This is a genomic window from Pseudomonas sp. NBRC 111127, assembly GCF_001320345.1.
GTDB lineage: Bacteria > Pseudomonadota > Gammaproteobacteria > Pseudomonadales > Pseudomonadaceae > Aquipseudomonas > Aquipseudomonas juntendi.
Window position 1 is genome coordinate 1 of the sequence record NZ_BCBD01000174.1, and the last position, 11,399, is coordinate 11,399.

11 protein-coding genes and 2 tRNA genes are annotated in these 11,399 nt (G+C 60.6%); 9 read left to right on the plus strand and 4 right to left on the minus strand.

The features are described 5' to 3' along the window. Both APH30_RS28360 and APH30_RS28895 read left to right on the plus strand, forming a co-directional pair. The coding region (locus APH30_RS28360; RefSeq protein WP_082416240.1) for a hypothetical protein at window positions 1-460 on the plus strand (460 nt) is incomplete at its 5' end. Next, entirely contained in the window at window positions 457-831 is a 375-nt protein-coding gene (locus APH30_RS28895; protein ID WP_156326626.1) for a hypothetical protein, read from the plus strand. The genes APH30_RS28360 and APH30_RS28895, both read left to right, overlap by 4 nt. Before the next feature lie 64 nt (window positions 832-895). Here APH30_RS28895 and APH30_RS23240 read toward each other — a convergent pair whose 3' ends face one another. The 4 genes from APH30_RS23240 to APH30_RS23255 all read right to left on the minus strand — a co-directional run bounded on the left by APH30_RS23240 (window position 896) and on the right by APH30_RS23255 (window position 3,907). Further along, window positions 896-2,461, minus strand: coding sequence for an iron ABC transporter permease (locus tag APH30_RS23240; RefSeq protein WP_054904830.1), 1,566 nt, complete (start codon window positions 2,459-2,461; stop codon window positions 896-898). Beyond that, window positions 2,461-3,474, minus strand: a complete 1,014-nt coding sequence (locus APH30_RS23245) for an extracellular solute-binding protein (RefSeq protein WP_009681291.1) — start codon at window positions 3,472-3,474, stop codon at window positions 2,461-2,463. Before APH30_RS23245 ends, APH30_RS23240 begins: the two co-directional genes overlap by 1 nt. 172 nt (window positions 3,475-3,646) lie before the next feature. Continuing rightward, window positions 3,647-3,733 (minus strand) — tRNA-Leu (locus APH30_RS23250). An 87-nt stretch (window positions 3,734-3,820) separates the two neighbouring features. Then, window positions 3,821-3,907 (minus strand) — tRNA-Leu (locus tag APH30_RS23255). Between the two features lie 272 nt (window positions 3,908-4,179). On the opposite strand from APH30_RS23255, the gene rnr reads away from it, so the two are divergent. From rnr to dnaB, 7 genes are all read left to right on the plus strand, one after another. Beyond that, window positions 4,180-6,759: a ribonuclease R gene (gene rnr / locus APH30_RS23260; protein WP_029887884.1), complete on the plus strand. Its 2,580-nt coding sequence runs from the start codon at window positions 4,180-4,182 to the stop codon at window positions 6,757-6,759. After that, window positions 6,756-7,502: a 23S rRNA (guanosine(2251)-2'-O)-methyltransferase RlmB gene (gene rlmB, locus APH30_RS23265; RefSeq protein WP_029887883.1), complete on the plus strand. Its 747-nt coding sequence runs from the start codon at window positions 6,756-6,758 to the stop codon at window positions 7,500-7,502. The genes rnr and rlmB overlap by 4 nt, the downstream gene beginning before the upstream one ends. Before the next feature lie 307 nt (window positions 7,503-7,809). Further along, window positions 7,810-8,235: a 30S ribosomal protein S6 gene (gene rpsF, locus APH30_RS23270; RefSeq protein WP_003249557.1), complete on the plus strand. Its 426-nt coding sequence runs from the start codon at window positions 7,810-7,812 to the stop codon at window positions 8,233-8,235. 28 nt (window positions 8,236-8,263) lie between these two features. Then, entirely contained in the window at window positions 8,264-8,494 is a 231-nt protein-coding gene (rpsR, locus tag APH30_RS23275; protein ID WP_003249563.1) for a 30S ribosomal protein S18, read from the plus strand. Between the two features lie 33 nt (window positions 8,495-8,527). Beyond that, on the plus strand, window positions 8,528-9,391 hold the full coding sequence (locus APH30_RS23280) for a hypothetical protein (protein WP_029887882.1): 864 nt from the start codon (window positions 8,528-8,530) through the stop codon (window positions 9,389-9,391). Window positions 9,392-9,411: 20 nt separating this feature from the next. After that, a complete protein-coding gene (gene rplI / locus APH30_RS23285) occupies window positions 9,412-9,858 on the plus strand; it encodes a 50S ribosomal protein L9 (protein WP_003249568.1) in 447 nt (148 codons plus the stop codon). A 113-nt stretch (window positions 9,859-9,971) separates the two neighbouring features. Then, the gene (gene dnaB, locus APH30_RS23290; RefSeq protein ID WP_009681285.1) at window positions 9,972-11,369 is read left to right on the plus strand and encodes a replicative DNA helicase; all 1,398 of its coding nucleotides are present in this window, start codon (window positions 9,972-9,974) and stop codon (window positions 11,367-11,369) included. Window positions 11,370-11,399: the final 30 nt, after the last annotated feature.

Sequence of the window (11,399 nt, forward strand, 5' to 3'; positions counted from 1 at the left end):
GCGTAACAGGGGATCGATCAAGAGGATGCTGGAAATATCCACCAAAAGCTATCTGCATACAGGGGAAATTGCTAGGTATGCAGATAAAGTGACCGGTGTTGCGAGTGCGGCGAACTTGATAAAAAAAGGGACTTATCTTGGCACGGCATTGGAAGTGGCTTCTACAGGCCTCGCCATCCACAAGGCTTGCACTTTAGGTCGAGAGGAAGATTGCAGAAAAGCCAGATATATCGAGACCAGCGCCTTGGCCGGTAGGATTTCTGGTAGCGCCGGTGGTGGGGTAGTGGGAGGTGCGCTGCTAAGCTCTTTGTGTGTAGCGATTGGAATTCCTTCGGCGGGATTTGGAGGGATCACATGCGTCGTTATTGGTGCGGCGGTGGGAGGTAAATATGGAGGGGACTACGGTGGAGAGTGGGCTGGCGGTTTGGGGGAGTTAATTTATGAGAGAGTGCGAGAATGAGTGCCGAAGCTTTGACGATAATCGCGTCTATCCTGCTCGCTTGTATGGCAATCAGCGTGTGTGTGATGGTTTACTTAGCTTGTCGATCTATAGAGGCTATCGAAAAAGCTTTAGCGAAATGCAAGTATATTCAGAGTAACAGGGAAAACTTTTCAGCGGCTGGTCTTGTTGGGAAATTAATGCGTACTTGCCTGGCGGCAAATATGCTGATGATTCCAGGGTTGTTTGTTCGAAAAGGTGTGGCAGATGTTTCAGATCTCGAGAATTTTCCGAGGCCTATTAAAAGAGTTTTGTTGCCGTCTTGGATGGGGCTTGTAGTGTCGACGACCTTGTTCTTTGCTTTCAACTGGCTGGTGGGAGTTTTAAAGTGAACTTATGATGGAGTCTCAAGTACTCAGGCTTGTGCCCAGGCCACATGGCAGCCTGGGCAAGCTTTCAAGCCTTGTTCAGATACATCCGCGTAGTCAGCAAATACACCGGCAACCCCGACACCACAATCAGCAATGCCGCATAAGGCGCCGCCGCCGCGAACTCGACGTTTGCCGTATGCGCCCACACCTCGGTCGCTAGGGTGGTCATGCCGGTCGGGCTGAGCAGCAGCGTTGCCGTAAGCTCTTTCATGGCATCCAGGAACACCAGGGCAAACGCTGCCGCCATGGCCGGGAAGATAATCGGCAAGGTCACCCGGCAGAACGCGGCAAAACTGCTCGCACCCAGCGTGCGGGCGGCTTCTTCCAGCGTTGGCGAGGCCTTGTTCAGCGCGGTGCGCACCGGCGATTGCGCCAACGGCAGGAACAGCAGTGCATAGGCCAGCAGCAACAGTGCCGTGGTCTGGTACAGCGCCGGCACATAGTGCAAGGCGAAGAACACCAGGGTCAGGGCGATCACCAGGCCGGGCAGGGCGTGCAGCAGGTACGGCAGGCGCTCGGCCCAGATCGCCAGGCGGCCTTTGTAGCGCACCACCAGGAAGCTGATCGGCAGCGCCAACAGCACGCAGAAGCCGGCACCGCCAAGTGACACCGACAGTGAGGTGAACAGCGCCTTGGAAATGGCCGCCACCGGGAATGCCGCTGACGAACCTACGCTAAGCCAGTAGCCGAGCATCGCCAGGGGAATGCCGCTGCCCAGCACTGCCAGGCCCAGGCAGAACAGCTGCGCCGGCACCGCCCAACCACGCAGCCGCACCGGTTGTGCACGGCGTGCCACGCCCTGGCCGATGCGTACATGGCGGGCCTTGCCGCGCACGCGCAGCTCCAGCCACAGCATCACCAGGCACATCGCCAACAGGACGGCAGACAACATGGCCGCGTTGGCGTTGCTGAACTCCAGTTCGAACTGCTGGTAAATCGCCGTGGTGAAGGTTTGCAGGCCGAGAATCGACAGCGCACCGAACTCCACCAGCATGTGCAGGGCAATCAGCAGGGCACCGCCAAGCATCGATGGCCACAGCAGGGGCAGGGTCACCTTGGTGAATACGCCCCAGCGGCTACAACCCAGGGTGCGCGCCGACTCCTCCAGGGAGGTGTCGAGATTGCGCAGGGTCGCGGCCACCGGCAGGAACACCAGCGGGTACTTGGACAGGGCCATGACCATGATCGCCCCGCCCAACCCTTCGAAGTCCGAGCTCAGCGATACCCAGGTGAAGCTGCTGACGAACGACGGTACGGCAAACGGCAGGCACAGCACCACCCCCCACAGCCGGCGACCGGCCAGGTTGCTGCGCTCCAGCAGCCAGGCCAGCGCCAGGCCGACCACCATGCAGGTCAGCGTTACACCGACCATCAGCAGCAGGGTATTGCGCATCAGCCCCCAGACAAAGGGCCGCCACAGCAGGTACAGGGCTTCGTGCCAGCCGGCTTCCCAGGCTTTGATCGCCACATAAGCCAGGGGCAGCAAGCTCATCGCCACCAGGAACAGCACAGGCAGCACGACCCAGATCGAAGGGCGCTTGCGGCGCGGTACGAAGCGTACCGGCAGCGGGGTGGACAGGGCGGCGGTCATCAGAGCAGGCCGACCTCGCGTTCCAGCTCGATGGCTTCTTCGGCATTACCCAGGTCAGCTGGCGAAATCTTCGGCGGGCGCAGTTCATCGAACGGTTTCAGGCCGCGGTCCGAAACCATGCCTTTGTGCAATGGGTACTCCGCGGTGGTCTGGGTGATCACGCGCTGGCCTTCTTCGCTGGCCATCCAGTTGAGCAGGGCCTGGGCCTCTTTCGGGTGCTTGCTGGCCTTCACGGCCGCGGCGCCCGAGATGGTCACCAGATTGCCGGCGTCGCCGTCGGCCAGGTAGTACAGTTTCGAATCGAGCTTGCCGCGCTCACGCTCCAGGGCGTACCAGTAATAATTGTTCACCAGTACGGCAGCCACTTCGCCTTTTTCCACGGCCTTCAGCGCGACCATGTTGTTGGTGTAGGTCTTGCCGAAGGCCTTCAGGCCGGTCAGCCATTCTTCGGTGGCTTCACGCCCGTGCATCTTCAGGATGGCAACGGCCTGCTCCTGGAACGCACCGCTGGTCGGTACATAGCCTACGCGCCCTTCCCAGTCAGGGTTGGCGAAGTCCATGACGGTGGTCGGCAGGTCTTTCTCGTCGATCTTCTTCGGGTTGTAGACCACCACGCGGGTGCGCGCGGTAACGCCCATCCAGGTGCCGTTGGCAGCCACATATTCCTTGGGCAGCATGTTCAGCGTGGCGTCGTCGATCTTCGCCAGCAGGCCCAGCTCGCCCAGGTTGTTCAGCGGTGGCGATTCTTCGGTGTAGATGATGTCGGCCGGCGAGCGATCGCCTTCCTCGATGATCTGGCTGGCCAGCTGGTTGCTGCTGCCTTTGCGGATATTGATGTGGATGCCGGTCTTGGCCTCGTAGGCCTTGGCGATGGCTTCGCCGATTTCCTTGTGCTGACCGTTGTACATGGTCAGGGTGACCGGTGCGTCAGCCATGGCGGCCGGAGCGCCGATGACCAGGCTCAGCACGGCGGCGGCCAAGGTACGCATCAGCGGTTGCGGGCGGATCGTCATGCGGGTACTTCCTCGCTTACGGCAACATATTTGGAAACAATGGTAAACGAAATCGTTTCTCATGTGGCCGGGTGACGATAAATTCATCGTCAGACCATGGTGCAAGGGGTGGGGGAGGGTACAAAAACCGCAGGCAAGAAAAAACCCACTAGCAAGCTAGTGGGTTTTTGTATGGTGCCCAGGAGAAGACTCGAACTTCCACGACCGTTAAGTCACTGATACCTGAAACCAGCGCGTCTACCAATTCCGCCACCTGGGCAAAGCTTTACATCAGCTGTAGAAGGCGACTATCGTTCGCTTTCACACAGTAGTAACAGATCCTTGGTCATCTGTTACTTGAAATACTTGGTGCCCAGGAGAAGACTCGAACTTCCACGACCTTGCGGTCACTGATACCTGAAACCAGCGCGTCTACCAATTCCGCCACCTGGGCACACATTCGAGATTATTTGGTGCTTTACAGCGCCGCTAATCTCTATTACAACTTCGGGCTAATCCGTCGTTGTGGTGCGCACTATACGGGCGGCTTGGGGGGCTGTAAACCCCCTTGGCAAAAAAAAATTCAAAAATTTCAACTTGTTGATTCCACTGGCCTATTCCTGCTGTTTACGCACTGCAGCGGGGGCTGTCCAAGGCCGACATTTCCGGTTTCAATACGCCTATGCCAGAATTCCTATCTATATACCCCAAGGTGAACCCCTTCTGATGGCCGATTGGCAATCCCTCGATCCCGAGGCCGCTCGCGAAGCGGAAAAATACGATAACCCCATTCCCAGCCGTGAGCTGATCCTGCAACGCCTTGCCGACCGTGGCGAGCCCGCCGCACGCGAGGAGCTGGCGAAAGAATTTGGTCTGTATGAAGAAGACCAGATCGAAGCCTTGCGCCGCCGTCTGCGTGCCATGGAGCGCGATGGCCAGCTTATCTATACCCGGCGCGGCACTTATGCCCCGGTAGACAAGCTGGACCTGATCTGCGGCCGCGTCTCTGGCCACCGCGACGGCTTCGGTTTCCTTATTCCAGATGACGGCAGCGAAGACCTGTTCCTCAGCCCGTCGCAGATGCGCCTGGTGTTCGACGGTGACCGCGGCCTGGCGCGCGTGTCCGGCGTGGACCGCCGCGGCCGTCGCGAAGGCGTGCTGGTCGAGGTCATCTCCCGCGCCCACGAAAGCGTGGTCGGCCGCTACTTCGAAGAAGGCGGCATCGGCTACGTGACTCCCGACAACCCCAAGATCCAGCAAGAAGTGCTGGTGACTGCGGGGCGCAACGGTGGTGCCAAGATCGGCCAGTTCGTCGAGATCAAGATCACCCATTGGCCAACCCCGCGCTTCCAGCCGCAAGGCGACGTGGTGGAGGTCATTGGCAACTACATGGCCCCCGGCATGGAAATCGACGTTGCCCTGCGCAGCTACGATATCCCCCATGTGTGGCCCAAGGACGTGATCAAGGAAGCGCGCAAGTTCCGCTCTGAAGTCGAAGACAAGGACAAAGAGAAGCGCATCGACCTGCGTCACCTGCCGTTCGTCACCATCGACGGTGAAGACGCCCGCGACTTCGACGACGCCGTGTATTGCGAGCCGCTGGGCAAGCTGCGCCTGTTCTCCGGTGGCTGGCGCCTGTATGTGGCCATTGCCGACGTGTCCAGCTATGTACGCCTGGGTTCGGCCCTGGACGTCGAAGCGCAGCAGCGCGGCAACTCGGTGTACTTCCCCGAGCGCGTGGTGCCGATGCTCCCCGAGGAGCTGTCCAACGGCCTGTGCTCGCTGAACCCGCACGTCGATCGCCTGGCCATGGTCTGCGAAATGACCATGAACAAGGCCGGCCAGATGGTCGACTATCAGTTCTACGAAGGCGTTATCCACTCCCACGCCCGGCTGACCTACAACAAGGTCAGCAGCATGCTCGAGCACTCGCGCACCCGTGAAGGCAAGGCGCTGCGCGAAGAGTACAAGGCGGTCGTGCCAGACCTGAAGAACCTGTACAACCTGTACAAGGTGCTGGTGGAGGCGCGTCACACCCGTGGCGCCATCGACTTCGAGACCCAGGAAACCCGCATCATCTTCGGTGACGAGCGCAAGATCGCGGAAATCCGCCCGACCGTGCGCAACGATGCCCACAAGCTGATCGAAGAGTGCATGCTGGCTGCCAACGTGGCCACTGCCGAGTTCCTGCAGAAGCACGGCGTGCCAGCCCTGTACCGTGTGCACGACGGCCCGCCGCCGGAGCGCCTGGAAAAACTGCGCGCCTTCCTTGGCGAGCTGGGCCTCAGCCTGCACAAAGGCAAGGACCCGTCGCCGAAGGATTACCAGGCCCTGCTGGCGAGCATCGCCGGGCGCCCGGACTTCCACCTGATCCAGACGGTGATGCTGCGCTCGCTGAGCCAGGCCGTGTACAGCACCGAGAACAATGGCCACTTCGGCCTCAACTACGAGGCTTACACCCACTTCACCTCGCCGATCCGCCGTTACCCGGACCTGCTGGTGCACCGCGCCATTCGCAGCATCATCCGCTCCAAGGTCGACACCCCGCACGTCAAGCGGGCTGGTGCCATGAGCATTCCCAAGGCGCGCATCTACCCGTACGACGAGAACACCCTCGAGCAACTGGGTGAGCAGTGCTCGATGACCGAGCGCCGGGCCGACGAAGCCACCCGCGACGTGGTCAACTGGCTCAAGTGCGAGTTCATGAAAGACCGCGTGGGCGAGACCTTCCCGGGTGTGATCACCGCCGTGACCGGCTTCGGCCTGTTCGTCGAGTTGACCGACATCTACGTGGAAGGCCTGGTGCACGTCAGTGCGCTGCCGGGCGACTACTACCACTTCGACCCGGTGCACCACCGCCTGTCCGGCGAGCGCACCGGGCGCAGTTTCCGCCTGGGCGACACCATCGAAGTGAAGGTCATGCGGGTAGACCTGGACGAGCGCAAGATCGACTTCGAAGTGGCCCAGTCGACCCTGGCGGCACCTATCGGTCGCAAGCAGCGCGGCGCCGCGCCAGCAGCTGACCAGGCCGAGCAGCCGCCGCTGAGCGAGGCGAAGGCCACGCCAAAGCCGCGCAGCCGCAAAAGCGAGGCTGCCGAAGCCTACTTCCCGAAAGACGCCGTGCAGCGTAACGCCGAAGTGCGCAAGAGCCGCGAGATGAAAAAGGCGCTGATGAGCGAGGCGCGCACGGGCGGCCACGCCAGCAGCAAGTCGGACAAAGGTGGCAAGGCCACCGGCAAACCGACCAAGCACCGTAAAGGCCCACCGAAGTCCGGTGCGCCACGCAAGAGCAAGAGCAAGTCATGAGTCAGCTGGAAAAGATCTACGGCGTGCACGCCGTGCAGGCATTGCTGCAGCACCATCCGAAGCGGGTCAAGCAGATCTGGCTGTCGGAAGGGCGCAGCGAGCCACGCCTGCAGGCGCTGTTGGCACTGGCCGCGGAAAACCGCGTGGCGGTTGGCCAGGCCGAGCGCCGCGAAATGGATGCCTGGGTCGAGGGGGTGCACCAGGGCGTTGTCGCCGAGGTCAGCCCTAGCCAGGTGTGGGGCGAACTGATGCTCGAAGAGTTGCTCGAGCGCACGGAAACCCCGCCGCTGATCCTGGTGCTGGACGGTGTGACCGACCCGCACAACCTTGGCGCCTGCCTGCGTACTGCCGATGCGGCCGGCGCCACGGCAGTGATCGTGCCCAAGGACAAGTCGGCTACCCTGACCCCGGTGGTGCGCAAGGTGGCCTGCGGCGCTGCCGAGGTCATTCCGCTGGTGGCTGTCACCAACCTGGCGCGTACGCTGGAGAAATTGCAGCAACGTGGCCTGTGGGTGGTCGGCACCGCGGGTGAGGCCGAGCAGGAGATCTACCAGCAAGACCTGACCGGGCCGCTGGTGATGATCATGGGCGCTGAAGGCAAGGGCATGCGCCGCCTCACCCGTGAACATTGCGACTTCCTGGTGAAGTTGCCGATGAGCGGCAGCGTCAGCAGCCTTAACGTGTCGGTCGCCACGGGCGTTTGCCTGTTTGAGGCCGTGCGTCAGCGCCAGGCCAAGCGCTGATCTTAAGCCTGTAACGGCCCCTTCGCGGGCATGCCCGCTCCCACAGGTTCGCTGCTGCCTCTGGCAACGCAGCTTTCCTGTGGGGGCGGGCGTGCCCGCGAAGTGGGCTTGACGCCATGTGAATATGTTTCAGGCTGTTCAAATATTCGCCAATTGCCTTGCTTGTGCGCAACGCCTTCTCTACAATTGCGCCCCTTGCCGAGCTGGCAGGCGCTCATGTGCCTCCCCTCCGTGCAAGACATACAGTGTCATTCACTCCTTGTCTGACCAGATTCACTGGCAGACTACTAACCCGTAAGGAGCATTCATGCGTCATTACGAAATCATCTTCCTGGTTCACCCGGACCAGAGCGAACAAGTCGGCGGCATGGTTGAGCGTTACACCAAGCTGATCGAAGAAGATGGTGGCAAAATCCACCGCCTGGAAGACTGGGGCCGTCGTCAACTGGCCTACGCAATCAACAATGTTCACAAGGCTCACTACGTGATGCTGAACGTTGAGTGCACCGGCAAGGCCCTGGCCGAGCTGGAAGACAACTTCCGCTACAACGATGCCGTGATCCGTAACCTGGTCATCCGTCGTGACGAAGCCGTTACCGGCCAGTCCGAGATGCTGAAGGCTGAAGAGAACCGCAGCGAGCGCCGTGAGCGTCGCGAGCGTCCTGAGCATGCTGACTCCGCCGAAGGCGACGACAGCAATGACAGCGACTCCAGCGATAACGCTGACGAGTAATCCACGGACCTTTAGAGGAGCCTATTAAATGGCACGTTTCTTCCGTCGTCGTAAATTCTGCCGCTTCACTGCTGAAGACGTGAAAGAGATCGACTTCAAAGATCTCAACACCCTGAAAGCTTACGTATCCGAAACCGGCAAGATCGTTCCAAGCCGTATCACCGGTACCAAAGCTCGTTATCAGCGTCAGCTGGCTACCGCTATCAAGCGCGCCCGCTTCCTGGCCCTGCTGCCCTACACCGACAGCCACGGCCGCTGAGACCGGGTCGTCGACAAGCAGTAAGGGATTAGCATGCGAGCGTTAGCAAGTTTCATCATGCGCGGTCGTATGCAGGCCACCCTGGTGGTGGTCATCAGCGCGGTACTGCCGCTGCTGTTCTGGTTGAGTGCCGCTGCCGGCAGCCTTGTGCTGCTGCGGCGTGGGTTCAGGGATGCTACATCGGTCATCGTCGGCGGCTTGCTTGCCGGGCTGGCTGTGTGGGTCATGGGCGATCCCATCACCTTTCTGGTGATTGCGGGTGCCCTGGCCTTGGCCGCCATGTTGCGTGCCGAGCATCCCTGGAGCCGGGTGTTGCTGGCCAGTGCCGTGTTCGCCGTGGCTTTCAGCCTCGTGCTTGATCTGGCGCTGGCGCAGACCTTCGATATGCTGGCCAAGGCGTTTGCCGAAGCCATGCCGAAAATCGAAGGGGAGCCCGTGCTCTCCGGTGAGCTGATCCGCCCTGTGCTGGTCGCCTCCACAGCAGTGACGGTGCAATTGTTCAGTGTGCTGGCGTTGATGCTGGCGCGCTATTGGCAAGCAGCGTTGTACAACCCTGGAGGCTTCGGTCGCGAGTTTCGCGAGCTGAAGTTGCCGAAACAGACCATGGCGGTCTTGGTGGCAGTGATGGTGGTGGCGCCGTTTATCGGTCCGCAGTTCATCATTCTGGCATCGGCTTCCAGCCTGGTACTGGTGCTGGCCGGCATCGCGTTGATGCACGGGCTGGTGGCACAGGGGCGACTGGCCGGTTTCTGGCTGGTGGGCATGTACGTGACGTTGCCGCTGATCATGCAGCTGATTTATCCGTTGCTGGTGGTCTTGGCCATTGTCGACAGCCTGATTGATTTTCGCGGTCGCAAGTCCCCCAAGGGGAATGACTCCGCGAACGGTGAAGGTTAAAAGTTAAGAGGTTTTACCAAATGGAACTGATCCTGCTGGAAAAAGTCGCTAACCTGGGCAACCTGGGCGACAAAGTAAAAGTTAAGGCTGGTTACGGCCGTAACTTCCTGCTGCCATTCGGCAAGGCCACCGTTGCCAACGCCGCCAACCTGGCTGCGTTCGAAGAGCGTCGTGCCGAGCTGGAAAAAGCAGCCGCTGACAAGAAAGCTTCGGCTGAAAGCCGCGCTGCCCAACTGGCCGAGCTGGAAGTGACCATCACTGCCACCGCTGGCGACGAAGGCAAGCTGTTCGGTTCGATCGGCACCCACGACATCGCTGACGCCCTGACCGCCTCTGGCGTTGAAGTGGCCAAAGCTGAAGTTCGTCTGCCGAACGGCACTATCCGTCAGGTTGGCGAATACGACGTAGCCGTGCACCTGCACAGCGACGTTGAAGCCACTGTACGTGTGGTTGTCGTAGCTGCCTAAGCTGCGCTGACTGGCTGGCTCCCTGCGAGCCAGGCAGTTAACATCGGGCACGGTCCTGTTTCCTACAGGCCGTGCCCTTTGTCTTTTTCGTCCTCCAGAATTCTTTCGTGGCCATGAACGAGATCACCACTTCCGAACAGCTAGACCTGCAAACCGCAGCCCTCAAGGTGCCGCCGCATTCCATCGAGGCCGAACAGGCCGTGCTCGGTGGCCTGATGCTGGACAACAACGCCTGGGAGCGGGTGCTGGATCAGGTATCGGACGGCGATTTCTATCGGCATGACCACCGCCTGATCTTCCGTGCCGTGCACAAGTTGGCCGACGCCAACCAGCCATTCGACGTGGTTACCCTGCACGAGCAACTGGACAAGGAAGGCCTGTCTTCGCAAGTCGGCGGCCTGGCGTACCTGGCCGAACTGGCCAAGAACACGCCGTCGGTGGCGAACATCAAGGCCTATGCCGCGATCATTCGCGAGCGCGCCACGTTGCGCCAGCTGATCAGCATCAGTACCGACATCGCCGACAACGCCTTCAACCCGCAAGGGCGCAACGCCGAAGAAATCCTCGACGATGCCGAGCGGCAGATTTTCCAGATTGCCGAGGCCCGGCCGAAAACCGGTGGCCCGGTGGGGGTCAACGAGCTGTTGACCATGGCCATCGACCGTATCGACACCTTGTTCAACTCCGACAGCGACATTACCGGTGTATCCACCGGCTTTACCGACCTGGACGAGAAGACCAGCGGCCTGCAGGCGGCCGACTTGATCATCGTTGCTGGCCGCCCGTCGATGGGCAAGACCACCTTTGCCATGAACCTGGTGGAAAACGCCGTACTGCGTACCGACAAGGCCGTGCTGGTGTTCTCGCTGGAAATGCCAGGTGAGTCGCTGATCATGCGTATGCTGTCGTCGCTGGGCCGCATCGACCAGACCAAGGTCCGTTCCGGCCAGCTGGACGACGATGACTGGCCGCGGTTGACTTCGGCGGTGAACCTGCTCAACGACCGCAAGTTGTTCATCGACGACACCGCGGGCATCAGCCCCTCGGAAATGCGCGCGCGCACCCGCCGCCTGGCCCGTGAACACGGCGAAATCGCCATGATCATGGTCGATTACCTGCAGCTGATGCAGATTCCGGGTTCGGCCGGTGATAACCGCACCAACGAAATTTCCGAGATTTCCCGCTCGCTCAAAGCCTTGGCAAAGGAGTTCAACTGCCCGGTCATCGCCCTGTCGCAGCTGAACCGCTCGCTGGAACAACGCCCGAACAAGCGCCCGGTGAACTCCGACTTGCGTGAGTCCGGTGCAATCGAGCAGGACGCCGACGTGATCATGTTCGTGTACCGCGACGAGGTGTACCACCCCGAGACCGAGCACAAGGGCGTGGCGGAAATCATCATCGGTAAACAGCGTAACGGCCCGATCGGCTTTGTCCGTTTGGCGTTCATCGGCAAGTACACCCGCTTCGAAAACCTGGCGCCGGGCATGTACAACTTCGATGATGATGAGTAACTCACTGTAGGAGCGGCCTTGCGTCGCGAT